Consider the following 25,206-nt stretch of genomic DNA (forward strand, 5'->3'; position numbering starts at 1 on the left):
CCCGTACCCCCGCGGCGGTTCACCTAGCGGACCAGGCCCCATCGGAACCCGAGCGCCACCGCGTGCGCGCGGTCCGAGGCGCCGAGTTTCTTGAAGAGCCGCCGGGCGTGCGTCTTGACGGTGTCCTCGGAGAGGAACAGCTCACGGCCGATCTCCGCGTTCGACCGTCCGTGGCTCATGCCCTCCAGGACCTGGATCTCACGCGCGGTGAGCGTTGGCGCCGCGCCCATCTCGGCCGACCTCAGTCTGCGCGGGGCGAGCCGCCAGGTCGGGTCGGCGAGGGCCTGGGTGACGGTGGCACGCAGCTCCGCGCGGGAGGCGTCCTTGTGGAGATAGCCGCGGGCACCGGCGGCGACCGCGAGTGCGACACCGTCCAGGTCCTCGGCAACGGTGAGCATGATGATGCGCGCACCGGGGTCGGCGGACAGCAGCCGCCGGACCGTCTCCACGCCGCCCAGACCGGGCATGCGTACGTCCATCAGAATCAGGTCCGAACGGTCGGCACCCCAGCGGCGGAGGACTTCCTCGCCGTTGGCCGCCGTGGTCACGCGCTCTACGCCGGGCACGGTCGCCACCGCGCGGCGGAGCGCCTCTCGGGCAAGCGGGGAGTCGTCGCAGACGAGGACGGATGTCATGGCCGTCCTCCGCAGCTGATGCGCGTCACCTTGAGCCTCCAGGCTGGTACGAAATCGTCACCTGTGCGGTCGACCGCCTCGGACGTTTGCCCGAGCGCTTGTTCTTTCAACCGCCTCGCACTCTCAACGACGGTCACTCGAAAGAGTTACGGGGCCGCGAGCCACGTTCGGCACTCTACGTGAGGGGGCGGACACGGTGCAGACACCCACAACAGACCCTCAAGGTTTCATCACAAGCCATGCCCCATTTAGCCGCTTTTCTTCCCCTTTCCTGGTGTCTGAGGCTAGATTCGCAATGAGTCATATTTTCATCTCCTTAGATCGTAGATGTACGGTCATGGGCACGTAACCGACCAAAACGGCTACAAGGGGACAACGCAATGGCAGATTTCTCCCGCCTTCCCGGACCGAACGCGGATCTGTGGGACTGGCAGCTCCTCGCGGCCTGCCGCGGGGTCGACAGCTCGCTCTTCTTCCACCCGGAGGGCGAGCGCGGTGCGGCACGGAGCGCTCGTGAGAACTCGGCCAAAGAGGTCTGCATGAGGTGTCCGGTGCGAGCCGAGTGCGCGGCCCATGCCCTGGCGGTGCGCGAGCCGTACGGCGTGTGGGGCGGGCTGACCGAGGACGAGCGCGAGGAACTCATGGGACGGGCGCGCAACCGCCTGGTCTCGGCGTCGAGCGGGGGCGACCCGTCCCACAGCTGAAGGAACGTTCCTGCGAACAGGCACGCGCACGCGTGCGGCTATTTCTCGTCCCCCACGGCATACCCCTCGCCCCGCAGGGGCCCCGAAGACCCCGACGGAGCACGATCGCCCGCGCGCCGGATCCGTACAGCGCTCAGCGGGCCGCGGCCCTGGCCAGCTGGTCCAGCGTGGCCGCCACCGCGGGCACCTGGGCCAGGTCCGGCAGCGTGAGCGCGACGATCTCCCGTCGCAGCGCGGGCTCCACCGTCACTGTGCGTGCACCCTTGGGGCGTACGGACTCGATGGCCAGCTCCGGCAGGACGGCGACGCCGAGACCGGCGCCGACCAGACCGACCACCGCCGGATAGTCGTCGGTCGCGAAGTCGATGCGTGGTGTGAAGCCCGCGCTCTCGCAGACCTCGACCAGCTGGCCCCGGCAGCGGGGGCAGCCGGCGATCCACGGCTCGTCGGCGAGCTCGCCGATGGCCACCGATCCCGCCCGGGCCAGTCGGTGCCCTTCCGGGACCAGACCGACGAGCCGGTCCGTGAGCAGCGGGCGGACCACCAGGTCGTCCCATTCCTCGGCGCCCGCCGCGCCCTCGTACCGGAAGGCGAGCGTCACGTCGCAGTCGCCCTCGCGCAGCATCCCGACGGAGCGCGGCGGCTCGGCCTCCTCCAGGGAGACGCGTGTGCCGGGGTGCGCGGCGCGCAGGGCGGCGAGCGCGGTCGGTACGAGCGTGGAGCTTCCGCTGGGGAACGAGACCAGGCGCACCCGGCCCGCGCGCAGGCCCGCGATCGCGGCGACCTCCTCCTCCGCGGCGGTGAGGCCGGCGATGATGCCCGCGGCATGCCGGACGAGGGCTTCACCGGCCTGGGTCAGGCGCATCTCGCGGCCCGTGCGGATCAGGAGCGGGGTGCCGACGGAGGCTTCGAGAGCCTTCATCTGCTGGCTGACGGCGGGCTGGGTACAGCCCAGTTCGCGCCCCGCCGCCGAGAAGGAGCCGGTGGCGGCGACGGCGCGCAGGACGCGCAGATGGCGGGCCTCGATCACCCTTCGAGCATAAGCGATTCTTGGATGTGGCGATGAATACTGCATCGACGCTTTGGCCCGCATCGCCTAGCGTGCCGTCATGAAGCTTCTCTCTGTGAATCTGGGGCGGCCCAAGACCGTCGGCTACACGGACCAGGCCGAGGGCGTGACCGGGATCGACAAGCGGCCGGTGAACGGCCCGGTGCGGGTGGCGGCGCCCGGACCCAAGGGCGTCGGCGGAAGCGGTCTCGCCGGGGACGCCGTGTGCGAGCTGCGGCACCACGGCGGGAACGACCAGGCGGTCTACGCCTTCGCGCGCGAGGACCTGGACGACTGGGAGCGCGAGCTGGGACGGCCTCTGACCAGCGGCATGTTCGGCGAGAACCTCACGACGGAGGGCATCGACGTGTCCGGCGCGAAAATCGGGGAGCGCTGGCGGGTCGGCTCCGAGGTCGTGCTCGAGGTCACGTCCGGGCGGATTCCCTGCCTCACCTTCCAGGGCCACCTGGGTGAGAAGGGGTGGGTCAGGCGGTTCACGCGGAAGGGCGCGTCCGGCGCGTATCTGCGGGTCGTCGAGCCCGGGGAGATACGGGCGGGCGATCCGGTCGAGATCGTGCACCGGCCGGACCACGAGGTGACGGCCGCCTTCCAGTTCCGCGCGGTGACGCTCGAACGGACGCTGCTGCCAAGGGTGTTGGCGGCGGGGGACGCCCTGCACCCGGAGGCGCGGGAGGTGGCGCGGAAGTACGTCGAGAAGTACGGCGGGGGCGAAAGCTGAACGGGCGGCGGTGACACCGGTGTTCCGCCTCGGCGGCGAAGCCGGTCCGGAGGCTTCCCCACTGTGCCCGCCCCGTGCCCTGCCCCGAGAGCCGGGGGCCGCGGGGCAGTTCGCGGTTGTGGGGAAGGGACAACGGACGGGTGCTCTTTCGGGTCACTCGCCGCACGGAGAGCATGGGCCAGGTCACTAACCTTGGGCCATGACAACGGCTCTGATTACGGGATCGACCGCGGGCATCGGTGCCGCCTTCGCGCGGCGGCTGGCCTCCGACGGCCACAACCTCGTGCTGGTGGCGCGTGACACCAAGCGGCTCGGCGAGCAGGCGACGGAACTGCACGACCGGCACGGCATCGAGGCGGAGGTGCTGACCGCGGATCTGGCGACGGACGACGGCATCGAGGCGGTGGCCGCCCGCCTCTCGGACCGCAAGCACGCGGTCGACCTGCTGATCAACAACGCGGGCTTCGCCAACAAGGGCGTCTATCTGGACGTACCGATGGCGGACGAGCTGAAGATGCTCAAGGTGCACTGCGAGGCGGTGCTGCGGCTGACCTCGGCGGCGACCGATTCCATGCGGGCCCGCGGGCGCGGGGGTGTCGTCAACGTGGCGTCGGTGGCCGCGTTCCTGCCCCGCGGCACGTACGGGGCGTCCAAGGCGTGGGTCGTGCAGTTCACGCAGGGTGCGGCGAAGGACCTGGCCGGCAGTGGTGTGCGGCTGATGGCGCTGTGCCCCGGCTTCGTGCGGACGGAGTTCCACGAGCGGGCCGGGATGGGCACGGACAACATCCCCAACTGGATGTGGCTGGACGCCGACAAGCTGGTCACGTCCGCGCTCGCCGACCTGGCGCGGGGCAGGACGCTGTCCGTTCCGGACCCGCGCTACAAGGTCATGATGGGCGTGGTGAAGGTGACCCCGCGGGGGCTGCTCGGCGGGATCAGTTCGAGGACGGGCCGGAAGTACGGGCCGAAGTGAACCCGGCGGTGCCGTTAGGCCCTGTCCGGCGGTGGCCCCGGTGAATCCCCTTCGCCCGACAGGTGGAGGGGATTTTCACTAATATGGTCGTATTCTACCGGACCTGGGGGGTCGGAGGGCGGCGCCATGACATTCGTACAGTTGATCGACTGTAAGACCAGTCGGTTCGACGAGATGAACCGGCTGATGGACACCTGGGTCGAGCAGACCAAGGGCAAGCGGACCGCGACGCACAGTGTGATCGGCAAGGACCGCTCGGACGCGTCGCACTTCATCGAGATCGTGGAGTTCCCGTCGTACGAGGACGCGATGCGGAACTCGAACCTTCCCGAGACGGACAGGATCTTCCGCAACATGGTGGCGCTCTGCGACGAGATGCCGACGTTCACGGATCTGGACGTGGTACGCGACGAGCGGCTCTACCGGGCCGGTGTACGCAATCTCTACGGGCTGATCTCCGGCAAGGGCGCACTGCCGTCGTGGGACGAGATCGTCGCGGAGAACTACCACGACCACGATCCGTCCAGCGAGCAGGACGTGATCGGCAGGGACGCCATGCGCCGCCAGGTGGAGATGTGGCAGGCCGGATTCGACCTCGCGTTCACCATCGAGGACCAGATCGCCGACGGCGACCGGGTCTGTACGCGCTGGACCTGGAGCGGCACCCACAAGGGCGACTTCATGGGGATCCCGGCCACCGGCAGGCAGGTCACCATGACCGGCACGAACATCCACCGGTTCGACGAGAACGGCAGGATCGCCGAGGGCTGGTGGCAGTACGACCGGCTGGGGCTGATGGCCCAGCTCGGGGTGCTGGACCAGCTGGAGGTCTGAGCGGGCGGGTCCCGGCAGCACGAAGGCCCGGCACCCCGAGACGGGGTGCCGGGCCTTCGCGGGGCGCCTGCCCGGACGTACCGCCCGGGCAGATGCTCTTAGTGGGAGTGGCCGTGGCCGCCGTGGCCCGCGTCGGACTCCTCCTCGGCCGGCTTCTCGACGACCAGGGTCTCGGTCGTCAGGAGCAGGGAGGCGATGGAGGCCGCGTTCTCCAGGGCGGAGCGGGTGACCTTGACCGGGTCGATGACGCCCTGCTTGACCAGGTCGCCGTACTCGCCGGTCGCGGCGTTGAAGCCCTGGCCCTTGTCGAGCTCGGCGACCTTGGAGGTGATGACGTAACCCTCCAGGCCGGCGTTCTCGGCGATCCAGCGCAGCGGCTCGACGGCGGCCTTGCGGACGACGGCGACACCGGTGGCCTCGTCGCCGGTCTTGCCGAGGTTGCCCTCGAGGACCTTCACGGCGTGGACGAGCGCGGAGCCACCACCGGAGACGATGCCCTCCTCGACCGCGGCGCGGGTCGCGGAGATGGCGTCCTCGAGACGGTGCTTCTTCTCCTTCAGCTCCACCTCGGTGGCGGCGCCGACCTTGATCACGCACACGCCGCCGGCCAGCTTCGCGAGGCGCTCCTGGAGCTTCTCGCGGTCCCAGTCGGAGTCCGTGGACTCGATCTCGGCCTTGATCTGGTTGACACGGCCGGCCACGTCGGCGCTGTCGCCGCCGCCGTCGACGATCGTCGTGTCGTCCTTGGTGACCGTCACGCGGCGGGCGGAGCCCAGCACGTCCAGGCCGACCTGGTCGAGCTTGAGGCCGACCTCCTCGGCGATGACCGTGGCGCCGGTGAGCGTGGCGATGTCACCGAGCATGGCCTTGCGGCGGTCGCCGAAGCCCGGGGCCTTGACGGCCACCGCGTTGAACGTGCCGCGGATCTTGTTCACGACCAGGGTCGACAGGGCCTCGCCCTCGACGTCCTCGGCGATGATCAGCAGCGGCTTCGAGGCGTTGGACTGGATGACCTTCTCGAGGAGGGGCAGCAGGTCCTGGATCGAGGCGATCTTGCCCTGGTGGATCAGGATGTACGGGTCGTCGAGGACGGCCTCCATACGCTCCTGGTCGGACACCATGTAGGGCGACAGGTAGCCCTTGTCGAAGGCCATGCCCTCGGTGAAGTCCAGCTCCAGACCGAAGGTGTTGGACTCCTCGACGGTGATGACACCGTCCTTGCCGACCTTGTCCATCGCCTCGGCGATGAGCTCGCCGACCTGGCTGTCCTGGGCGGACAGACCGGCGACGGCGGCGATGTCGGACTTCTCGTCGATCGGGCGCGCGGTCGCGAGGAGCTCCTCGGAGACCGCGGCGACGGCGGCGTCGATGCCCCGCTTCAGGAGGGCGGGGGACGCACCGGCGGCCACGTTCCTCAGGCCTTCGCGTACGAGCGCCTGGGCCAGCACGGTGGCGGTGGTCGTACCGTCGCCCGCTACGTCGTTGGTCTTGGTCGCCACCTCCTTCACCAGCTGGACGCCGAGGTTCTCGTACGGGTCGTCGACCTCGACCTCACGGGCGATGGTGACACCGTCGTTGGTGATGGTGGGGGCGCCGAACTTCTTGTCGATGACGACGTTGCGGCCCTTGGGGCCGATCGTCACCTTGACCGTGTCGGCAAGCTTGTTGACGCCGCGCTCGAGGGCGCGACGGGCGTCCTCGTCGAACTTCAGGATCTTCGCCATGGGAGCGGTTCAGCCCTCTCGGAAAACGTGGGTGAAACGAACTGCGCCCCCGGCGCCCGGCTTCATGCTTCGCTGGGGCCAGGGGCGCAGTTCACTGCAATGCTGGTAAAACCGGGTGAATTACTTCTCGATGATCGCGAGCACGTCGCGAGCCGAGAGGACGAGGTACTCCTCGCCGTTGTACTTCACCTCGGTGCCGCCGTACTTGCTGTACAGCACGATGTCGCCGGTGTTCACGTCGAGCGGCAGGCGCTCGCCGTTCTCGAAGCGGCCCGGGCCCACGGCAAGGACGACGCCCTCCTGGGGCTTCTCCTTCGCCGTGTCCGGGATGACCAGGCCAGAGGCCGTGGTCTGCTCGGCATCCAGCGGCTGGACCACAATGCGGTCCTCGAGCGGCTTGATGGCAACCTTGGAGCTGGTGGTCGTCACGATCCGACCTCCCCCTTCGGAGATCTCACGGGGTTAACTGTCTGAGGTGGCGACCAGGTGGATCCGTCGTCGCGGGTGCCGGACCTGCCCGTCGCTATTGGCACTCTCCTGTGGTGAGTGCCAGAGCCGAGACTATGACTGCGATTAGCACTCGGTCAAGCGGAGTGCCAGTCGACGTCGGCGGACAGGGGGTCCTCGGCGGGTCGGAACGCAGGGAGCGCACCCCTGAGAACCGTGCCATCGGCCCTTCTCCCGGCAGCCCTCTACAGGTAGTCCTCCAGGCGCGCCACGGTGAAGCCCGCCCTCTGGACGCGCTTCAGGATGTCGGCCGTCGTCCGTGTCAGGCTCGCCCCGCCCCGGCCCTCGGGGCAGTGGAGGATGTCGCCCGGGCGGAGCGGACCCTCGTCACGCCAGAGGACGACCGCGGCGACTCCGCAGCCGGCCGCCGCGCGCAGGGTGTCGTCGTTGTAGGCGCCGTAGGGCGGGCGGAAGAGCGTGGGGCGGATGCCGAAGCGCTGCTTGATCTTCTCCTGCTGGCCGCAGATCTCGGCCCGCTGACCCGCGTACGGGAGGCTCGGCAGGTACGGATGGTCGAGGGTGTGGTTCTGCACGCTCGCGCCGACCGCGCGCAGCCGCCCGAAGTGCGCGTACCCCGGTCCGACGACACTGTCCGTGAGGAACACGCTGACCGGCAGCCGTAGTTCACGCACCATGTCGACGAACCGCGGATCCTTCTCGGCGCCGTCGTCGAAGGTCAGGAAGACGACCTTGTCGCGGGTCGGGACGCGGTCCACGACGGGCGGCAGGCCGGCTTCGGCCGCGCGTGCGGCGGGCCGCCGGCCGGGCGGGCCCGGTGCCGGCGCCGGTGCGAGCGGAGCGGTCAGGCCCCAGCGCCGGTACGCGTCCGCGGCGGGCGCGTGCGTGCGCACCTTCTGCGCGGCCTTCTTGCCGAGCCTCTCGATGGGGTCGACGGACTGGGCACAGCCGGAGAGGCAGAGCACGCCGGCGAGCAGCGCCGCGGCCCCCCGCCGCCTCACAGGTAGTCCTCCAGACGTGCCACCGCGTACCCCTTGTCGGTGACCAGCTTCAGGAAGCGGCGGATCATGTCGGGCATCGTGCCCTTCCAGTGCTCCCTGCCGCGGAAGTGGCTGAGAACGATGTCTCCGGGCCGCAGGTCCCGATCCCATTCCCGGTAGTCCCAGCGGTCGACGAAGACCTCCTCGTTCCACAGTGGGACCGCCTTGATGCCGCAGGCTCCGGCCGCGCGCAGGGTGTCCTCGTCGTAGTTGCCGAAGGGCGGGCGGAAGAGCGTCGGGCGCCTGCCGTACCGCTCTTCGATCACGTCCTGCATGCCGCAGATCTCGCGCTTCTGGGCGGCGTACGACAGGTGTGGCAGGTAGCGGTGGCGGAGCGTGTGGTTGTTCAGGACCACGCCGGTGGCCTGCATCTTCTTGAAATATCCGTAGTCGTCCTTGACCAGGTAGTCACTGAGGAAGGCGGTGTACGGGATCTTCAGGTCGCTCGTCATGCGCAGGAACGCGGGGTCCTTCTCGGCGCCGTCGTCGATGGTGAGGAAGACGACCTTGTCCTTGGTGGGGACGGTCGTGAAGACGGGGGGCAGGCCCTCGTGGTCGCCCACCTCGAAGCCCTTGCGGGTGCTGATGCGCGGCTTCTTCGCCGGGGCGGGCGGTGCGGGCAGGGGGACCTTCGCCAGCCCCCACTTCTTCGCCGCGACGGCCCGGGCGCGCTGTGCCTGACGGAGCTCGGCGGCCTTGCGGAGCTGCTGGCCCGCGGCCGGGGCGGTGCCGGCGCCGGGCCCCGGTCCGGAGCAGCCGGCGGCCAGTGCGGTGGCTGTCAGCAGGAGGAGCGCGGTCCGCTTCGCGTGGGCCGGGCGGCCGCCCACCCGCGGGCCGGCGAAGGCTGGTCGCGCGGCGGTTCCCCCGGCCCTCCCGAGGGCGTCTCCCCTGTCCCTTTCTCCGTCGTTGCTGTCATTTTGTCGTACAAGTCGCATGGAGCCGGATACTCCCAGGACAAGGCCCTCTCCCCGCCCCGACACCGCCGTCGCGCGCGTGCCGTCCACCGACTGGCCCACAATGGGGCGGTGAACGACCTGGATCCTCCCGCCCGCCATGCCGACCCCGTCCCTGACCTACGGGATGCGCCCGGCACTCCTGTGTCGTCCTTCGCCGCCCTGCTCACCGACCGCGGGCGCGCCCTGCTCGACGAGGTGCGCGGTACGGAACCCGCCCGCGAGTTGGCCGTCGCCACCCGGCTGCGGCGCGAGCACCCCGCGGAGCTCGTCTCCGCGGCGCTCGGGCAGGCCCGGCTGCGGCAGCGGGCCGCGGTGAAGTTCGGCGCGGTGGACGCGGAGCGGATGTTCTTCACGCCGAACGGGGTGGAGCAGTCGACCCGGGCGACGGTCGCCGCCTACCGTGCCGCGCGTTTCCAGGAGCTCGGCGTGCGGTCCGTGGCCGACCTGTGCTGCGGGATCGGCGGCGACGCGATCGCGCTCGCCCGGGCCGGGATCCGGGTCCTCGCCGTCGACCGGGACCCGCTGACGGCGGCCGTGGCGCGGGCGAACGCGCACGCGCTCGGGCTCGGCGGGCTCATCGAGGTGCGCGAGGCGGATGTCACGGAGGTCGACACGTCCGCGTACGACGCCGTCTTCGTCGATCCCGCCCGGCGCGGTGGCCGTGGGCGCGTCTTCGATCCCGAGGCGTACTCACCGCCGCTGTCGTGGGCCGTCCGGGCCGCACTCGAGGCGCCCCTGGCCGCGCTGAAGATCGCGCCCGGCATTCCGCACGAGGCCGTCCCCGCCGAGGCCGGCGCCGAGTGGATCTCGGACTCCGGGGACGTGAAGGAAGCCGTGCTGTGGTTCGGCACGCGGGAGGCCGGATCGGTCCGCGCGACCCTGCTGCCCGGGCCGCGCACCCTGGTCGGCCGTGGACTGCCCGATCCCGCGGTGCGGCCCGTGGGGCGCTATCTGTACGAGCCCGACGGGGCCGTCATCCGCTCGCATCTCGTCGCGGAGGTCGCCGGGGAACTGGACGGCGGAGGGCTGGTCGACGAGACGATCGCCTACATCACCGCGGACTCGGTGACGGCCACCCCGTACGCCACCGCCTACGAGATCACCGACCGGCTTCCCTTCAACGTCAAGAAGCTGAAGGCCCTCCTGCGGCAGCGCGAGGTGGGCATCCTGACCGTCAAGAAGCGCGGGTCGGCGGTCGAGCCGGAGGAACTGCGGCGCAAGGTGAAGCCCCAGGGCCGGAACTCGGCGACCGTGTTCCTCACCCGGGTGCAGGGTGCCCCGACCATGCTCGTGGGGCACCCCGCCATGCCGAAGGACTAACCGTCCAGTTGCTCGGGGGTCGCGTTGGACGGGCCCCTGCGGGACTGCTCGTCGCGGGCCACGTCCTCCGCCGCGCCCAGCACCCGGACCGAGTTCTGCCAGGTCACCTTGGCGAGGTCCGGCTTCGACCAGCCGCGGTCCAACAGCTCCGCGATCAGGTTCGGGTAGCCGGATACGTCGTTCAGGCCCTCGGGGGTGAACGCCGTGCCGTCGTAGTCGCCGCCGATGCCGAGGTGGTCGACGCCCGCCACCTCACGCATGTGGTCGAGGTGGTCGGCGACCGTCGAAACGGTCGCGACGGGGCGGGGGTTGGACTCCTCGAACACCCGGTGGACCTTCATCGCCTCGGCGGTCGTGTCGAGGTGGTGGAAGCCCTGCTCGCGCATGTTCTCGTCCGCGGCCGCCGTCCAGTCGACCGCGGCCTGGAGGACGAACTTCGGCACGAACGTCACCATCGCCACACCGCCGTTGGCGGGCAGGCGCTCCAGTACGTCGTCCGGGATGTTGCGCGGATGGTCGCAGACCGCCCGCGAGGACGAGTGGGAGAAGATCACCGGCGCGACGGACGTGTCCAGCGCGTCCCGCATGGTCGTGGCGGCCACGTGGGAGAGGTCCACCAGCATGCCCAGGCGGTTCATCTCGCGGACGACCTCGTGACCGAAGGGCGACAGGCCGCCGACCGCCGGCTCGTCCGTCGCCGAGTCCGCCCACGCGATGTTGTCGTTGTGGGTGAGGGTCATGTAGCGGACCCCCAGTTCGTACAACCCCCGCAGCGTGGCGAGGGAGTTGTCGATCGAGTGACCGCCCTCGGCGCCCATCAGCGAGGCGATACGGCCCTCTCCGCGCGCCGCCTCCATGTCGGCGGCGGTCAGCGCGCTGCGCAGGTCCGCCGGATACCTCGCGATCAACTGCCGTACGCAGTCGATCTGTTCGAGTGTCGCCGTGACCGCGCCGGGCAGGTCCGAGCGCACGTACACCGACCAGTACTGCGCGCCGACGCCGCCCGCGCGCAGCCGCGCCAGGTCGGTGTGCAGGTGGGCGCTCTGGTCGCCGGCGATGTCGCGGGCGCCGAGGTCGTAGCGGACCTGCTCGCGCAGCGCCCAGGGGAGGTCGTTGTGCCCGTCGACCACGGGGAACTCGGCGAGAAGTGCTCGGGCGTCGTCGGCGGAGGACATGCGCGTCACTTCCCGAAGCCGAAGCCGTTGCCCGTGCCGGACTCGACCTTGGAGCGCAGCCGCTTGCCCTTCTCGGTGGCCTGGTCGTTCAGCTCCTGCTGGAATTCGCGCATCCGGCCGAGGAGTTCCTCGTCCTGCGTGGCGAGGATGCGGGCGGCCAGCAGACCCGCGTTGCGCGCGCCGCCCACCGAGACCGTGGCGACGGGGACGCCTGCCGGCATCTGGACGATCGACAGCAGCGAGTCCATGCCGTCCAGGTACTTGAGCGGGACCGGCACGCCGATCACGGGCAGCGGGCTGACCGAGGCGAGCATGCCGGGCAGATGGGCCGCGCCGCCCGCCCCCGCGATGATCACCTTCAGGCCGCGCCCGGCCGCCTCCTCGCCGTACGCGATCATCTCGCGCGGCATGCGGTGCGCGGAGACCACGTCGACCTCGTACGCGATATCGAACTCGTCGAGGGCCTGGGCGGCCGCTTCCATGACGGGCCAGTCGGAGTCGGATCCCATGACAATGCCTACGACAGGGCTCATTCGGTGATCGTTCCTCTGAGATAGCCGGCTGCGTGACGGGCGCGCTCCAGCACGTCGTCCAGGTCGTCGCCGTAGGTGTTGACGTGGCCCACCTTGCGGCCGGGCTTCACGTCCTTTCCGTACATGTGGATCTTGAGCTTCGGGTCGCGGGCCATGCAGTGCAGGTACGCGGAGTACATGTCGGGGTAGTCGCCCCCCAGGACGTTCACCATGACCGTCCAGGGCGCGCGCGGGCGCGGGTCGCCGAGGGGCAGGTCCAGGACCGCTCGGACGTGGTTGGCGAACTGGGAGGTGATCGCGCCGTCCTGGGTCCAGTGGCCGGAGTTGTGCGGGCGCATGGCCAGCTCGTTCACGAGGATGCGGCCGTCACGGGTCTCGAAGAGCTCCACGGCGAGGTGGCCGACCACGCCGAGTTCCTTCGCGATGCTCAGGGCCAGCTCCTCCGCCCGGAGCGCGAGCCCCTCGGAGATGCCGGGCGCCGGCGCGATCACCGTGTCGCAGACCCCGTCGACCTGCTGGGACTCGACCACGGGGTAGGCCACGGCCTGGCCGTGCGGGGACCGTACGACGTTGGCGGCCAGCTCGCGTACGAAGTCGACCTTCTCCTCGGCGAGGACCGGGACGCCCGCGCGGAAGGGGTCCTCGGCGTCCGCCGCGGACCGTACGACCCACACGCCCTTGCCGTCGTAGCCGCCGCGGACGGTCTTGAGGACGACCGGGAAGCCGTCCCCCTCCGCCGCGAAGGCCGCCACGTCCTCGGGGCCGCTCACGATCCGGTGCCGCGGACACGGCACGCCGATCTCGTCGAGCTTCGCGCGCATCACCCCCTTGTCCTGGGCGTGCACGAGCGCGTCGGGCCCGGGGCGCACGGGAATGCCGTCCGCCTCCAGTGCCCGCAGATGCTCGGTGGGTACGTGTTCGTGATCGAAAGTGATCACGTCGCAACCCCGCGCGAAGGCCCGCAGCGTGGCGAGATCGCGATAGTCGCCGACGACGACATCGCTGACCACCTGCGCCGCAGAATCCTGGGGGGTGTCACTGAGGAGCTTGAACCTGATGCCGAGCGGGATGCCCGCCTCGTGTGTCATACGAGCGAGCTGCCCCCCGCCGACCATGCCGACTACCGGGAACGTCACACCCCCAGGGTATCGGCCATATCGGGCCACTCCTGTCGCGCGCATGATCATCGAAAGTTCCGCATGTTCGTCACATCCCGGCCACATATTCGAGTCCGGACCAGGCACGGAAGGGAACCGCTGGTTAGCATGGCGGAGTCGACGAAGGTTGACGAAAATGACGTATCCGACGAGACGGGGGCTGGGCGACACCATGGGCAAAGGTGGTAAACGCAGGGCTCATGCCAGGCCACCGAGCGCCGTTCGCATGCGAATCGACCGGCTGACCAGGGAAGTCGCCAAGTTCGGCGCGGTCGGCGGAGCCGGCCTGCTCGTCAACCTGATCACGTTCAACCTGGTGCGCAGCACCACCGACCTCCAGGTCGTCCGGGCCAGTGTGATCGCCACGGTCGTCGCGATCGTCTCGAACTACATCGGTTTCCGGTACTTCACATACCGTGACCGCGACAAGAGTGGCCGGACCAAGGAGCTGACCCTGTTCGCGCTGTTCAGCGCGATCGGCCTCGTCATCGAGAACGGCTTCCTCTTCGCCACCACGTACGGCCTGGGCCTCGACAGCGCCCTGGCGAGCAACGTCTTCAAGTTCGTCGGCATCGGTATCGCGACGCTGTTCCGCTTCTGGTCCTACCGCACCTGGGTCTTCCGGGCGGCCCCGGCCCGCGAGGCCGTGGCCAGCGCCGAATCGTTCCTGGAGCACCCGCAGGCCTACCTGCCGGACGAGGACATCCCGACCCGCCAGTTCCGCCAGGTCCAGCGCGTGCGCTGAGGTCGGCCGGGGGCCGAGGGCACTCAGCGCACCGTCGGCTCCCCGCCGTCCCGCGACCGCTGCAGCTGCGTACGCGACAGGAACAGCCCGAACACCGGAGGCTGCGCCTGGAGCATCTCCAGGCGTCCCCCGTCGGCCTCGGCGAGGTCGCGGGCCACGGCGAGGCCGATACCCGTGGAGTTGCGGCCGCTGATCGCCCGCTCGAAGATCCGGGCGCCCAGGTCCGCGGGAACACCGGCTCCCTCGTCGGTGACCTCGATCACAGCCTGGTTGCCGGTGACGCGGGTGCGCAGGGCGACCGTGCCGCCGCCGTGCATCAGCGAGTTCTCGATCAGCGCGGCGAGGACCTGGGCCACGGCTCCGGGCGTCCCGACGGCCTGCAGATGGTGCTTGCCCGAGCTGACGATGGCGCGGCCCGCGTTGCGGTAGGCGGGGCGCCACTCCGCGAGCTGCTGCTTGATGACCTCGTCGAGATCGAAGGTGACGGCGGAGCCGGTGCGCGGGTCGCGGGAGTTCGTCAGCAGCCGTTCCACCACGTCGGTGAGGCGCTCGACCTGTCCCAGCGCGATCGTCGCCTCCTCCTTCACCGTGTGCGGGTCGTCGGTGAGCGTGATCTCCTCCAGCCGCATCGACAGCGCGGTCAGCGGTGTACGCAGCTGGTGCGAGGCGTCGGCGGCGAGGCGCCGCTCCGCCGTCAGCATGCGGGCGATGCGCTCGGCGGAGCCGTCCAGCACGTCCGCGACCCGGTCCAGCTCCGCGACCCCGTACCGCTTGTGGCGCGGCCTCGGGTCCCCCGAACCGAGCCGCTCGGCGGTCTCCGCGAGGTCGGTCAGCGGGGAGGTGAGCCGGTTGGCCTGGCGGACCGCGAGGAGCACGGCGGCGACCACCGCGAGCAGGGCCACCGCCGCGATGATCAGGAGCGTGCGGCCGACCTCGCGGGTGACCGCGGAGCGGGCCTCCTCGACGGTGACCGTCTCGCGCTGCTCGCCCTTGCGGGTGGACTTGATGACGTCACCGGTGGGCTTGGTGCCGATGTGGATGTCGGCGCGGCCGGGGATCTCGATGCGCGCGTACCGGTCGCCCGTGACCTGGTCCTTGAGGACACCGGCGCTGATGAGCTCGTCGCCGAGGATGCGGCTGTCGACGATGCTCACCAGCCGCACCGCCTCGGAGTCCACCCGCTCCTGGGCGCTGTTGCTGATCGTGCGGGTCTCGACGATGACGAGCGAGACCCCGAACACGGCGATCACGACCAGCACGACGGCCAGCGTGGAGTTGATGAGACGGCGACGCACAGGGCCCTCCGGCAGACAACTTGGACGGACCAGTGTGGCCCGGGGGAGGCGCCCCGAGGGGCGCCTTTCAGGGGCGCGGGGAACTGCGCGGCCAGCCCCCATCAGCCCGCAGCCGCCCCGCAGCCCGCGGCACACCGGCGACAGGGCGACCCCGGCCAACTCCGCGGAGCGGAACGGCTAGCTCTTCTCGAAGCGGAACCCGACGCCTCGTACCGTCGCGATGTACCGCGGATTCGCGGCGTCGTCGCCCAGCTTCTTGCGCAGCCACGAGATGTGCATGTCCAGCGTCTTCGTGGACGACCACCACGTGGTGTCCCAGACCTCACGCATCAGCTGGTCGCGTGTGACGACCCGGCCGGCGTCCCTGACGAGCACCCGGAGCAGGTCGAACTCCTTGGCCGTGAGCTGAAGCTCCTCGTCGCCCATCCACGCCCGGTGCGACTCGACGTCGATACGCACGCCGTGCGTGGCGGGCGGCTGCTGGGGCTCGGCCGCGCCGCGCCGCAGCAGGGCCCGGACCCGGGCCAGCAGCTCGGCCAGGCGGAACGGCTTGGTGACGTAGTCGTCGGCGCCCGCGTCCAGACCGACGACGGTGTCCACCTCGTCGGCGCGCGCGGTCAGGATGAGGATCGGCACGGTGAGACCCTCGGCGCGCAGCCGCCGGGCCACCTCCAGGCCGTCCATACCGGGCAGCCCGAGGTCGAGCACCACGAGATCGATGCCGCCCTGGATGCCGGCGTCGAGCGCGGTGGGTCCGTCCTCGCGTACCTCAACCTCGTACCCCTCCCGGCGCAGGGCGCGGGCCAGGGGTTCCGAGATGGACGCGTCGTCCTCGGCGAGCAGTACTCGGGTCATGAAGTGATGGTAGTCCGCCGCGGACCAGTGCAGTGAGGGTGATCGACCTCCGTGATGGTCCGGCGGGGAAAGGACCGTGCCACCCTGTGGGTTGCGGATGTAAATCTATGAACGACCTTCGATTCAGATGCATAGTTCCATCCATACCTGTGATCCATCTCTCAAGTCGGGTCATATGCGGCATTGCCATGACGTGGGGCCTTATGGTGACCGGACGCCTGTAGCACCACACGGGGACCTTTGGCGGGAGTTCGATGCTGAAGGTCTCTTTTGTGTGCGGGCTGGTGCCCACCAGCCTTGAAAGGAATGACCTGTGGCCGGGCCCCGAGCGCGAGGACGCGCGAGGGGCGTGGATCCCGGTGGTCGTCGTCCGCCGCTCCGAGTTCCGGAGCGGACTCCCCGTGGGCGTGGGGCGGGACGGCTCTCCCGCCGGTGCCGGCCGCCTCCCCCACCGGGCGCGCACTCGCTCTCGAAGCGCGTCCCGACCAGCAAGGAACGACCATGGCGTCCAGCCTGACGAAGGACTCGGTCTCTCCGGGCACCCCCGGTTCCGAGAAGACCTTCTTCGGCCACCCCCGCGGACTGGCCACTCTCTTCATGACCGAGATGTGGGAGCGGTTCTCCTACTACGGCATGAGGGCACTGCTCCCGCTGTACCTGGTCGCCCCCGGCGGCCTGCACCTGAGCGCGACCGCCGCGACCGCGATCTACTCGGTGTACCTGTCGCTCGTGTACCTGCTCACCCTGCCCGGCGGCTGGTTCGCGGACCGTGTGCTCGGCCCCCGCAAGACCGTCGCCGTCGCCGGCCTGGTCATCATGCTCGGCCACCTGACGCTGGCGCTGCCCTCGTCCGGCACCTTCTACGCGGGCCTCGGTCTCGTCGCGATCGGCTCGGGTCTGCTGAAGGCCAACATCTCGACGATGGTCGGCCACCTCTACGACGGCCCGGACGACCCGCGGCGTGACGGCGGCTTCACCGTCTTCTACATCGGCATCAACCTCGGTGCCTTCGCCGCCCCGCTGGTCATCGGCACCATCGGCGAGAACGTCGACTGGCACCTCGGCTTCGCGCTCGCCGCGCTCGGCATGGCGCTGGGTCTGGCGCAGTTCCTCCTGGGCCGCCGCCACCTCGACGCGCGCTCCGACGTCGTCCCGACGCCGATGTCCGCCCAGGAGAAGGCCACGACCCTGCGCAAGGGCCTGCTGTGGCTGGCCGTCGCCGCGTTCTTCTACGCCGTCGTCGGCTTCTCCGGCCACTACACGCTGAACTGGGTCCTGATTCCGCTCACGGTCCTCGGCCTGGTCATCCCGGTCTGGGTCATCGCCCGTATCAAGCGGGACAAGTCGCTGGACAGCGTCGAGCAGTCGAAGATGTCCGCGTACATCTGGTTCTTCGTCGCCGCGGCCGTGTTCTGGATGATCTACGACCAGGGCGGTTCCACGCTGTCGATCTTCGCCGAGTCGTCGGCCGAGAACAGCGTGTTCGGCTGGGACTTCCCGGTCTCCTGGTACCAGTCGGTGAACCCGGTGCTGATCATGGCCCTCGCCCCGGTCTTCGCCTGGGCGTGGCTGGCGCTGAACCGCGCCGGCAGGGAACCGAGCACGATCGTGAAGTTCTCCTCGGGTCTGGTCCTGGTGGGTGCGTCGTTCTTCCTCTTCCTGGCTCCCCTGTCGATCGCCGAGGGCGGTCACAAGGCCGCCGCGATGTGGCTGGTCGCCATCTACTTCGTGCAGACCGTCGGTGAACTGACCGTCTCCCCGGTCGGCCTCTCCGTCACCACGAAGATGGCGCCCGCGAAGTACGCCTCCCAGATGATGGGCGTCTGGTTCCTGGCCGTCACCGCCGGCGACGCCACGACGGGCCTGCTCTCCATCGCGGGCGTCGACCTGAACGGCATGGGCGTCGTCGCCCTGGAGGCCACCCTCGCCGTGGTCGCCGGCTTCGCGGTCTACATGTACCGCAACAAGGTCAAGTCACTGATGGGCGACGTCCGGTAAGGCTCCCCCGAAGGGCCGGAGGCCGTTCTTCAGGGGCGCGGGGAACCGCGCGACCGTCCACGACGGACCCGCGGTTCCCCGCGCCGCTCCTCCCCTGCGGCGCCCTCCGCCAAGTGCTACGGCATCCGACGCGAAGCGCGCCCCTGCCGTCGAGGCATGAACGTGAACACCGCCCCGCCGAGCAGGATCGCGGTGCCGGCGACGAGCCCGAGCGCCCGCAGCCCTCCACTGTCGTCGGCCCCGGTGTCCGCCAGCCCTCCACCGGTACCACCGGCCGAGCCGGAGCCCGACGTACCGGTCCCCCCGGCGGAGCCGCTCCCGCCCGCGGCACCGCCCGGCTGCGCCGACGTGTCCAGCGTCAACGACACCGCGGACTTCGTCGGCGTGCACGTCGTCGTCGTACCGAGCGCCTTCACGGTCAGCACACCCGGTGACAGCGTCGACTCCCCGTCCGCCCCCGGTTTGTACGTGCCCTTCATGTCGGAGATCACCATGGGATCCCCGGACTTGATCGCCTCGGCGTTCGTCGCTCCCTCGACGTGGACCGTTCCGGTGTCGGCGCCGCCCAGCACGACCTCCATCGACGGCTTGACCGAGTCCGCCGGGATGTCGGCGGGGCTGTCCATCACGGACCCCTTGAACTGGACGGTGAGGTCGTAACTCCCGCCGTTCTTCTTGGCGTTGATCTGGACCGGCGAGGTCGCGTTCTTGTCCCCGATCGGTGTCTTGCACGCGTAGGCGATCTCGACCGCCTTGCCCGTGAAGTCGGTCTCCCCGCCGCCACCGGTGGAGCCTCCCGTGTCACTGCCCCCGCTGTCGCTCCCGGTCGGCGTCGGGGTGGGGGTCGGGGTCGGCGTCGGATCGGTACCGGTGGGCGGCGGACTGGTGGGCGGAGTGCCCCCGCCCGCCGTGACGTTGATGGTCGCAGCGGACTGCACCGTCTCCGTCGGCGCGCACTTGGTGTCCGTCGACATGACGTTGATGGCGTACGCGTCCGGCGTCAGCGTCACCGCGCCCGCCGTCGTCAGTTTCAGTTTGCCCTTCATGTCGGACAGGATCATCGCCCCGCCCTTGGGGATCGCCGGGTTCTGGCGCGTCCCCTGCATCGCGACGGACGTGGTCTGCGCGCCGGCCGCCTTCAGGGTGCCGGACGGCTGGACGGAGTTGGCGGGCAGATCGATGAGGTCGGGATTCTTCGACGCGGCCTGCGTGAACTTCCACACCACCTCGACCTCGTCGCCGACCTTCGCCGTGGCGGGCGCGGTGATCTCCACCTTGGTGGTGCCCTTGACCGTCGGCAGCCCGGCGACCGGAGGCGGTACGCAGTCGGTCGCGTAGGACACCTCGGCGGCCTGGGCGGGCGCCGCGGCCACGCCCAGCAGGACTCCCGCACCACCGAGCATCATCGCGACTCCGGCCGCGCTCGCTCTCCGGCCGCCTCTCGGCCGGACTCTCCGTTGCGTGCTCACGTGTTTCCCTTTCTGGTGGGGGTCGTCGGAGTGTTCTCGTGCGGTGCGGAGAGCCGGTCGGCCTCGGCGGCCCCCGGATCGGTGTCGGGGGTGAACCAGGGCAGGGCCGGGTTCGTACGGGAGTCCGTGCGCGCGGCGTCGTCGGCGCCGGACTCGGGGGGCGCCGGCGCCGGGCCGGGCCTCGGCATCCGCAGGGTGACGTCGGGCAGCCGCAGCCCGCCGCGCCGCACGCCGTGCGCGCCACGCCCGGGACGCGTCGGCCGCCCGGGACGGCCGGCGCCGAAGCGCCCGACACGGCCGGCGGGCCCGCGCGGCCTGATCCGGTCCACCACGGCCATGCCGATCCGGAACAGGGCGGCCGGTACGACGACACAGACCAGGATCCAGAAGAGCGTCACACCCCAGGGGCGGCCCACGCCCCACGGCTGCTCGGCGAGCACCTTGCCGCCGAACTTGAGCGAGACCGTGTAGTCGCCGTGCGCACCGGCGGTCAGCTCGACCGGCAGGCTGATGCGTGCCTTCTTGCCGGGCCCGATGGTGCCGCGCCACTGCTGTTCCTCCCACTGCGGGGCGAACACGCCGTGGGAGGTGCCGACCTGGAAGACCGGGTCCTTCACGGGGGCGGTACCGACGTTGCCGACGGTGAAGACGAGTCGGCGGGACGGTGGCGCGCCGAACCAGGTGAGCAGTCCGCCCGACCCGTCGAGCCGGGTGTCGGTGAGCACCGAGAGCCGCCCGCCGCTGTCCTGTTTCGGCAGCGGCTCGACGTCGTGTCCCGCGACCAGGAACGCGGCGTCCGCCTCCGCCTTCTCCCCGGTGACCGTCGCGACGTGCACCACGCAGGGGCACGGCACGGGCGGTTCGGAGACCGGCAGTTTCCTGGTGAACCTGCCCTTGGCGTCGGCGGTGACGGCCCGCCCGTCCGCGTTGGCACAGGAGTTGGTGCCGCCGATCACGCCCCGGTCGGTCGAGGACCGGCCGCAGATCAGCATCATCAGCAGGGCGTTCGCCCGCCATCCGGTGCCGCTCACGGTGATCGAACCGCCGGTCCCCGCCTGGGATCCGGACAGCTCGACCGCCGGTTTGTCCGCCGCCGAGGCGGTCGTCCCCGCCAGCGGGAACAGGACGAGCGCGAGCACCACCAGGACCGCCGGGACTCGTACCTTGCCGCTCACGTCACCGCTCCCGTCAACTCGGCTTCCCTGTGCGGCTGTCCGGTGCGCCCGGCCTGCCGGGACCGCCGCCGGCGCCGTACGGACCAGTGGGCACCGCCCGCGCACACCACGAGCCCGGACACCGCACCCGCCACCGCCGTCCACGGCACGAACCACGCCGTGGCCGCCGCCTCGGCCCGCGCCCCGCCCGCCGCCGTGACCGCCAGTTCGACGTCGACCCCGTCGAGGGCGGGCGGGTCGGGCCAGGGTTCGTCGAGCGCGACGCGGCGGCCGGGGAGCAGTTCGACGGGCAGGGCGCGCGGGGCCCGGTCGAGCACCTCTCCGAACAGGCCCTCGGCGCGTACGGCGAGCTTCGGGGCCAGCACGGTGGTGCCGCGGTTGACCAGTTCGTAGGAGATCCGGCCGTCGCGGACCTTCACGTGCTCGACGGTGAGCGCCGAGAGGGCCGGTCCGCCGACCCGCAGGTGGACCCGTACGGCCGCGGTCCGGCTCCCGGCGCTCGCGAGGATCGCGCCGGGGTGGTCGCCGGGTGTGGTGCCCGGCGGGACGCTCACGGTGAAGGGCACGTCCGCGCGGGTTCGCGCCGGGATCCGCACCGTCCGGTCGGCGAACGTGATCCAGGCCCCGGTGTCCTTCGCCTTCGCCCGTACGGACAGCGCGCCCCTCCCGCCGTTGTCGGCGTCGGCGCCCCGGAGCCGTACCGTCAGCGGCTGCCCGCCCGGGTTCAGCACGGACACCTTGTCCTGAAGGACCGTGCCCGGCGCGCCTTCCGCGTAGAAGTACGGCCGCCCGTCCCGGCCGCCTGCCGAGGGCGCGACGGACCAGTCGTCGGCGGCGGCGGAGACCGGGGCGACGCCGAGCGCGGTCACGGAGGCGAGACAGAGGGCACGGACGACGAACGGCATCGGCGGCTCCGAAGCTGTAGGGGCGGTGCGCTGGAGCCCCCGGGCTTGCGGCTGTGGGGAGCCGTGCCGAGGGGCGGTGGTCGGCCTGCCGGTGTGCGGGCCGGGGGCTCAGTGGCGGGCCTGGTTCCTCCTGGTCAGCCACAGCACGCCGGCCGCGCCGGCCAGCAGCACCGTGCCGCCGAGGGTGCCGAGTGCGATCGCGGAGTCCTCGGGACCGGTCTGCGGCAGTTCCTCGCCGCCCGCCGGGGTGTCCTGCGAGGAGCCACCCGTGGAGCCGCCCGTGGTGCCGCCGCCGGCCGCCGTGACATCCAGGGTCAGCGAGGCCTTCGGGCTGTTGCTGGGCGTGCAGGTGGTCGTCGTACCGAGGGCCTTGATGGTCAGCACGCCCGGGGTGAAGGTGACCTTGCCGGTCTTCTTCGGGGTGTACGTCCCGGTCAGGTCGGTGATCTTGATGGGGGTGTTGGCGGGAACCGCCTCCGGGTTGGCGGGGCCCTTGACCGACACGGTGCCGCTGTCGGCGCCGCCGAGTTTGATGACCGCGCTCGGGTTCATCGCGCCCTTGCCCAGTTCCACGGGGCTGGACGAGACGCCCTTCTGGAAGGTCATCGTGAGCTGGTAGCCGCTGCCGCTCTTGACGCCCTTGATGTCGATGGGCGAGACGGCGGACTTGTCACCGATGGGGGTCTTGCACTGGTAGTTGACGTCCACCACGTCGGCCCTGGCTGCGGGGGCGGCCATCAGCACCGCCGAGCCGGCCAGGGCCGCGGCGGACGCGAGCGCGGCGGTTCGTTTCTGGTACGTCCGGTATGACACGGTCCCCTCATTCCTGAAGGCGTTCCTGAAGACGTTCGCGACACAGTTCCTGACGGAACATCAGATCGGCCGTCAAGGTACGCCCGGGGCCTTGCCGAGGGAAGACAAAGTGCGCGCCGGATCCGTGGGGATCCGACGCGCGTCGAGTGATGTGCGAAGAAGGGTTCGAACCGCGGGTAACCCGAGATGAGGGTCGAAGGGCGCGTCCCGCGGGTGTTACGCGGGTGCTCCGAGCTCCGCCCAGACGGTCTTGCCGGCGACCCCGGCCGTGCGGATCACGCCCCAGTCCAGGCACAGCCGCTGCACGATGAACATGCCGTGACCACCGGGGCGGCCGGCTCTGTGCGGGGTCCGCGGGGCGGGCTGGCCCGTACCCCGGTCGGAGACCTCCACCCGGAGCACCTTCTTGTCGTAGGCGATCCGGAGTTCGTCCGGGCCCTCCGCGTGCAGACAGGCGTTGGTGACGAGTTCGGAGACGACCAGCAGTACGTCCTCCGCCGCCGCCCGCTGGTCGGCGGAGGCCGCGGGCAGCCAGCCCCACTCGTACAGCGCCTGCCGCGCGAAGTCACGGGCCATCGGGACGACACCGCTCTCGCCGTCGAAGTTCAGCCGGCGGGCCCGACGCCCGGCGGGTGTACCGCCCGGAGGCGTCCCGGAAGCGCCGCCGTCGCCCGGTTCCGGGCCGCGGTCGCCCGGCGAACAAGGCCGGGTGGTGCTCATCAGCGCTTCACCTCACCGATTCACCAGTTCACGATTCAAGACTCAGTTCTCAGCACATTCAGCACACTCGGAAGGTTCAGGACACTCCGGATCAGGAGTCGGCCTGGACTGCCGCGCGCTTGCCGTTCGGTCTGTTGACATATTCAGGATGTCTCCTGCCCGACCGAACCGTCAGAACACCCACTTATTCGCCACGGATGTCGTGACTCTGATAACGCGTTGATCACACAGAGGCAACCGAGGCATAACTGTGCCGCAGCACACCGCTCCGAGTCGACTAGTCACCCGGGTCGACGGCGGGTCGCGCGGACCCGGACGAGTCGGCCCCGGGTTCCGTGGCCCCGGATTCACCCGCCTCGGCGCCGTCCGCTCCGCTCTTGCCGGCCAGCGCCGCCTCGAGCGTGTCGTGCACGGTGAAGACGGCCTCCGCCCCGGTGATCTCGAAGACCCGGGCCACCACCGGCAGCATTCCCGCCAGATGGACCCCACCGCCCGCTGCCTCGGCCCGAAGCCGGGCACCGAGCAGGACGTTCAGTCCGGTGGAGTCACAGAACTCCAGCCGTGAACAGTCCACGACGAGTCGCGCGAACCCGCGGTCGAGGCAGTCCTCGACCGGTTCGCGCAGAAGGTCCGCCGTATGGTGATCCAGCTCACCCGCCGGGGTGATGACGGCACTAGTGCCCTCTTCCCGCACCTCGACCAGAAGCCGGCCCGACTGTGCGCTGCCGACCGTCCCGCGGTCCATGCCGTCTCTCTCTTCCGACCGTCGTGATTGCTTTTTGACGTTGTTGCCTGACGCCCCCGAACCCTACGCCTTCCCTGCACACTCTGACACCCGAACAACCGCCAAGAAACGGACATTTCACCGTGAATCTCACTTGCGAGAGAGTCACAAAAGCGGGTAGGGCTAGGAGAGACAGTTTTCGACACGGCCGGCTTTGGAGGCGCCGCACACCGCAGTGCACGTATTGGCATCGGCAGCCATATGCCGAGAACGATGGAGGACATCATGTCACCCCGGCTCGACGCATCGCAGACCCAGAGGGCGACGTCGACGCGCCCTCCGGAAAAACTGGCGGACGAGTCCGCCGACGAGAATCCCGGCCTCGCCGGTCTTCCGGAGATACCCCCCTTCGCCGAGGTGGGACCGGTGGACGCGAGGGCCCTGTCCAAGACCCTCTTCGAGCGGCTCGAGTCGCTGGAGGAAGGGACGTACGAGTACTCGTACGTCCGTAACACCCTGGTCGAACTGAACCTCGCCCTGGTGAAGTTCGCCGCCTCCCGGTTCCGCTCGCGCAGTGAGCCGATGGAGGACATCATCCAGGTCGGCACCATCGGCCTGATCAAGGCGATCGACCGCTTCGAACTCAGCCGTGGCGTCGAGTTCCCGACCTTCGCGATGCCAACCATCGTCGGCGAGATCAAGCGCTTCTTCCGCGACACGTCGTGGTCGGTGCGCGTGCCGCGCCGCCTTCAGGAACTCCGTCTCGACCTGGCCAAGGCCGGCGACGAACTCGCACAGCAGCTGGACCGCGCTCCGACGGTGGGAGAGCTGGCGGAGCGTCTGGGGCTGTCGAACGACGAGGTCGTCGAGGGCATGGCGGCGTCCAACGCCTACACGGCCAGCTCGCTGGACGCCCAGCCCGAGGAGGACGACTCCGAGGGCGCGCTGGCGGACCGCATCGGCTACGAGGACCACGGCCTCGAGGGCATCGAGTACGTCGAGTCGCTGAAGCCGCTGATCGCCGAACTTCCGCAGCGCGACCGGCAGATCCTGTCCCTGCGTTTCGTCGCCAACATGACCCAGTCGGAGATCGGTGACGAGCTCGGCATCTCGCAGATGCACGTGTCGCGGCTGCTGTCGCGGACGCTGGTGCGACTGCGCAGGGGACTGACCGTGGAGGAGTGACACCTCCGTCGCACACAGG

25 protein-coding genes are annotated in these 25,206 nt (G+C 70.3%); 8 read left to right on the forward strand and 17 right to left on the reverse strand.

From position 1 onward, the window contains the following. Positions 1-23: 23 nt before the first annotated feature. The gene (locus O1Q96_RS40310) at positions 24-635 is read right to left on the reverse strand and encodes a response regulator transcription factor (RefSeq protein ID WP_003948568.1); all 612 of its coding nucleotides are present in this window, start codon (positions 633-635) and stop codon (positions 24-26) included. Between the two features lie 380 nt (positions 636-1,015). On the opposite strand from O1Q96_RS40310, the gene O1Q96_RS40315 reads away from it, so the two are divergent. Next, on the forward strand, positions 1,016-1,339 hold the full coding sequence (locus tag O1Q96_RS40315) for a WhiB family transcriptional regulator (RefSeq protein WP_269252824.1): 324 nt from the start codon (positions 1,016-1,018) through the stop codon (positions 1,337-1,339). 133 nt (positions 1,340-1,472) lie between these two features. Here O1Q96_RS40315 and O1Q96_RS40320 read toward each other — a convergent pair whose 3' ends face one another. Further along, entirely contained in the window at positions 1,473-2,369 is an 897-nt protein-coding gene (locus tag O1Q96_RS40320; protein WP_217457829.1) for a LysR family transcriptional regulator, read from the reverse strand. Positions 2,370-2,448: 79 nt separating this feature from the next. Between O1Q96_RS40320 and O1Q96_RS40325 the strand changes: the two genes are divergently transcribed. The 3 genes from O1Q96_RS40325 (at position 2,449) to O1Q96_RS40335 (ending at position 4,933) form a co-directional block, all read left to right on the forward strand. Then, positions 2,449-3,126 (forward strand): MOSC domain-containing protein, encoded by a 678-nt coding sequence (locus tag O1Q96_RS40325; RefSeq protein ID WP_269252825.1) that lies wholly within the window; start codon positions 2,449-2,451, stop codon positions 3,124-3,126. Between the two features lie 199 nt (positions 3,127-3,325). Beyond that, positions 3,326-4,099, forward strand: a complete 774-nt coding sequence (locus tag O1Q96_RS40330; RefSeq protein WP_269252826.1) for an SDR family NAD(P)-dependent oxidoreductase — start codon at positions 3,326-3,328, stop codon at positions 4,097-4,099. A gap of 126 nt (positions 4,100-4,225) precedes the next feature. Next, on the forward strand, positions 4,226-4,933 hold the full coding sequence (locus tag O1Q96_RS40335) for an ester cyclase (RefSeq protein ID WP_269252827.1): 708 nt from the start codon (positions 4,226-4,228) through the stop codon (positions 4,931-4,933). A gap of 98 nt (positions 4,934-5,031) precedes the next feature. Here O1Q96_RS40335 and groL read toward each other — a convergent pair whose 3' ends face one another. The 4 genes from groL to O1Q96_RS40355 form a co-directional block, all read right to left on the reverse strand. Further along, entirely contained in the window at positions 5,032-6,657 is a 1,626-nt protein-coding gene (gene groL / locus O1Q96_RS40340) for a chaperonin GroEL (protein WP_269252828.1), read from the reverse strand. Between the two features lie 120 nt (positions 6,658-6,777). Beyond that, complete coding sequence (groES, locus tag O1Q96_RS40345; protein WP_037688098.1) at positions 6,778-7,086, reverse strand: co-chaperone GroES; 309 nt, start codon at positions 7,084-7,086, stop codon at positions 6,778-6,780. A gap of 263 nt (positions 7,087-7,349) precedes the next feature. Further along, entirely contained in the window at positions 7,350-8,123 is a 774-nt protein-coding gene (locus O1Q96_RS40350) for a polysaccharide deacetylase family protein (RefSeq protein WP_269252829.1), read from the reverse strand. After that, positions 8,120-9,097, reverse strand: coding sequence for a polysaccharide deacetylase family protein (locus tag O1Q96_RS40355; RefSeq protein ID WP_269252830.1), 978 nt, complete (start codon positions 9,095-9,097; stop codon positions 8,120-8,122). The genes O1Q96_RS40350 and O1Q96_RS40355 overlap by 4 nt, the downstream gene beginning before the upstream one ends. Positions 9,098-9,259: 162 nt before the next feature. Between O1Q96_RS40355 and O1Q96_RS40360 the strand changes: the two genes are divergently transcribed. Continuing rightward, positions 9,260-10,438: a THUMP-like domain-containing protein gene (locus tag O1Q96_RS40360; protein WP_269253917.1), complete on the forward strand. Its 1,179-nt coding sequence runs from the start codon at positions 9,260-9,262 to the stop codon at positions 10,436-10,438. Here O1Q96_RS40360 and O1Q96_RS40365 read toward each other — a convergent pair. Genes O1Q96_RS40365 through O1Q96_RS40375 form a run of 3 tightly spaced genes read right to left on the reverse strand, consistent with a single transcriptional unit; the run spans position 10,435 to position 13,282 of the window. Next, positions 10,435-11,613 (reverse strand): dipeptidase, encoded by a 1,179-nt coding sequence (locus O1Q96_RS40365; protein ID WP_269252831.1) that lies wholly within the window; start codon positions 11,611-11,613, stop codon positions 10,435-10,437. The two genes, O1Q96_RS40360 and O1Q96_RS40365, sit on opposite strands and share 4 nt — an antisense overlap. Before the next feature lie 5 nt (positions 11,614-11,618). After that, complete coding sequence (purE, locus tag O1Q96_RS40370) at positions 11,619-12,146, reverse strand: 5-(carboxyamino)imidazole ribonucleotide mutase (RefSeq protein ID WP_269252832.1); 528 nt, start codon at positions 12,144-12,146, stop codon at positions 11,619-11,621. Continuing rightward, entirely contained in the window at positions 12,143-13,282 is a 1,140-nt protein-coding gene (locus O1Q96_RS40375) for a 5-(carboxyamino)imidazole ribonucleotide synthase (protein ID WP_269252833.1), read from the reverse strand. The genes purE and O1Q96_RS40375 overlap by 4 nt, the downstream gene beginning before the upstream one ends. A 193-nt stretch (positions 13,283-13,475) precedes the next feature. Here O1Q96_RS40375 and O1Q96_RS40380 point away from each other — a divergent pair, with 193 nt between their 5' ends. Then, the gene (locus O1Q96_RS40380) at positions 13,476-14,048 is read left to right on the forward strand and encodes a GtrA family protein (RefSeq protein ID WP_269253918.1); all 573 of its coding nucleotides are present in this window, start codon (positions 13,476-13,478) and stop codon (positions 14,046-14,048) included. Between the two features lie 23 nt (positions 14,049-14,071). On the opposite strand, the gene O1Q96_RS40385 is transcribed toward O1Q96_RS40380, so the two are convergent. Beyond that, on the reverse strand, positions 14,072-15,343 hold the full coding sequence (locus tag O1Q96_RS40385) for an ATP-binding protein (RefSeq protein ID WP_269252834.1): 1,272 nt from the start codon (positions 15,341-15,343) through the stop codon (positions 14,072-14,074). Between the two features lie 177 nt (positions 15,344-15,520). Further along, a complete protein-coding gene (locus O1Q96_RS40390) occupies positions 15,521-16,198 on the reverse strand; it encodes a response regulator transcription factor (RefSeq protein WP_053745752.1) in 678 nt (225 codons plus the stop codon). 501 nt (positions 16,199-16,699) lie between these two features. Between O1Q96_RS40390 and O1Q96_RS40395 the strand changes: the two genes are divergently transcribed. After that, entirely contained in the window at positions 16,700-18,196 is a 1,497-nt protein-coding gene (locus O1Q96_RS40395; protein ID WP_269252835.1) for an oligopeptide:H+ symporter, read from the forward strand. Between the two features lie 116 nt (positions 18,197-18,312). Here the strand turns inward: O1Q96_RS40395 and O1Q96_RS40400 are convergent, their stop codons facing one another. The 6 genes from O1Q96_RS40400 to O1Q96_RS40425 form a co-directional block, all read right to left on the reverse strand. Next, on the reverse strand, positions 18,313-19,599 hold the full coding sequence (locus O1Q96_RS40400; protein ID WP_269253919.1) for a hypothetical protein: 1,287 nt from the start codon (positions 19,597-19,599) through the stop codon (positions 18,313-18,315). Positions 19,600-19,661: 62 nt separating this feature from the next. Continuing rightward, on the reverse strand, positions 19,662-20,840 hold the full coding sequence (locus O1Q96_RS40405) for a hypothetical protein (protein ID WP_269252836.1): 1,179 nt from the start codon (positions 20,838-20,840) through the stop codon (positions 19,662-19,664). After that, positions 20,837-21,745, reverse strand: a complete 909-nt coding sequence (locus tag O1Q96_RS40410; protein WP_269252837.1) for a COG1470 family protein — start codon at positions 21,743-21,745, stop codon at positions 20,837-20,839. The genes O1Q96_RS40405 and O1Q96_RS40410 overlap by 4 nt, the downstream gene beginning before the upstream one ends. A 108-nt stretch (positions 21,746-21,853) precedes the next feature. Continuing rightward, positions 21,854-22,558 carry an LPXTG cell wall anchor domain-containing protein gene (locus O1Q96_RS40415; protein WP_269252838.1) on the reverse strand — a complete coding sequence of 235 codons (705 nt, stop codon included), beginning with the start codon at positions 22,556-22,558 and terminating at the stop codon, positions 21,854-21,856. Positions 22,559-22,774: 216 nt separating this feature from the next. Beyond that, positions 22,775-23,278 carry an ATP-binding protein gene (locus O1Q96_RS40420; RefSeq protein WP_217455433.1) on the reverse strand — a complete coding sequence of 168 codons (504 nt, stop codon included), beginning with the start codon at positions 23,276-23,278 and terminating at the stop codon, positions 22,775-22,777. Positions 23,279-23,555: 277 nt separating this feature from the next. Next, positions 23,556-24,023 carry an STAS domain-containing protein gene (locus tag O1Q96_RS40425; protein ID WP_269252839.1) on the reverse strand — a complete coding sequence of 156 codons (468 nt, stop codon included), beginning with the start codon at positions 24,021-24,023 and terminating at the stop codon, positions 23,556-23,558. Positions 24,024-24,275: 252 nt separating this feature from the next. On the opposite strand from O1Q96_RS40425, the gene O1Q96_RS40430 reads away from it, so the two are divergent. Next, a complete protein-coding gene (locus tag O1Q96_RS40430; protein ID WP_269252840.1) occupies positions 24,276-25,187 on the forward strand; it encodes an RNA polymerase sigma factor SigF in 912 nt (303 codons plus the stop codon). The last annotated feature ends 19 nt before the right edge of the window (positions 25,188-25,206 follow it).

The sequence above is a fragment of the Streptomyces aurantiacus genome (genome assembly GCF_027107535.1).
In the GTDB taxonomy this organism is placed as follows: domain Bacteria; phylum Actinomycetota; class Actinomycetes; order Streptomycetales; family Streptomycetaceae; genus Streptomyces.

Coding starts and splice junctions, on each gene's coding strand:
- O1Q96_RS40335 (WP_269252827.1), top strand. CDS start 4,226: ATGACATTCGTACAGTTGATCGACTGTAAGACCAGTCGGTTCGACGAG.
- O1Q96_RS40420 (WP_217455433.1), bottom strand. CDS start 23,278: ATGAGCACCACCCGGCCTTGTTCGCCGGGCGACCGCGGCCCGGAACCG.
- O1Q96_RS40430 (WP_269252840.1), top strand. CDS start 24,276: ATGGAGGACATCATGTCACCCCGGCTCGACGCATCGCAGACCCAGAGG.
- groL (WP_269252828.1), bottom strand. CDS start 6,657: ATGGCGAAGATCCTGAAGTTCGACGAGGACGCCCGTCGCGCCCTCGAG.
- O1Q96_RS40395 (WP_269252835.1), top strand. CDS start 16,700: ATGGCGTCCAGCCTGACGAAGGACTCGGTCTCTCCGGGCACCCCCGGT.
- O1Q96_RS40425 (WP_269252839.1), bottom strand. CDS start 24,023: ATGGACCGCGGGACGGTCGGCAGCGCACAGTCGGGCCGGCTTCTGGTC.
- O1Q96_RS40315 (WP_269252824.1), top strand. CDS start 1,016: ATGGCAGATTTCTCCCGCCTTCCCGGACCGAACGCGGATCTGTGGGAC.
- O1Q96_RS40365 (WP_269252831.1), bottom strand. CDS start 11,613: ATGTCCTCCGCCGACGACGCCCGAGCACTTCTCGCCGAGTTCCCCGTG.
- O1Q96_RS40310 (WP_003948568.1), bottom strand. CDS start 635: ATGACATCCGTCCTCGTCTGCGACGACTCCCCGCTTGCCCGAGAGGCG.
- O1Q96_RS40330 (WP_269252826.1), top strand. CDS start 3,326: ATGACAACGGCTCTGATTACGGGATCGACCGCGGGCATCGGTGCCGCC.
- O1Q96_RS40355 (WP_269252830.1), bottom strand. CDS start 9,097: ATGCGACTTGTACGACAAAATGACAGCAACGACGGAGAAAGGGACAGG.
- O1Q96_RS40325 (WP_269252825.1), top strand. CDS start 2,449: ATGAAGCTTCTCTCTGTGAATCTGGGGCGGCCCAAGACCGTCGGCTAC.
- purE (WP_269252832.1), bottom strand. CDS start 12,146: ATGAGCCCTGTCGTAGGCATTGTCATGGGATCCGACTCCGACTGGCCC.
- O1Q96_RS40400 (WP_269253919.1), bottom strand. CDS start 19,599: ATGCTCGGTGGTGCGGGAGTCCTGCTGGGCGTGGCCGCGGCGCCCGCC.
- O1Q96_RS40410 (WP_269252837.1), bottom strand. CDS start 21,745: ATGCCGTTCGTCGTCCGTGCCCTCTGTCTCGCCTCCGTGACCGCGCTC.
- O1Q96_RS40390 (WP_053745752.1), bottom strand. CDS start 16,198: ATGACCCGAGTACTGCTCGCCGAGGACGACGCGTCCATCTCGGAACCC.
- O1Q96_RS40380 (WP_269253918.1), top strand. CDS start 13,476: ATGGGCAAAGGTGGTAAACGCAGGGCTCATGCCAGGCCACCGAGCGCC.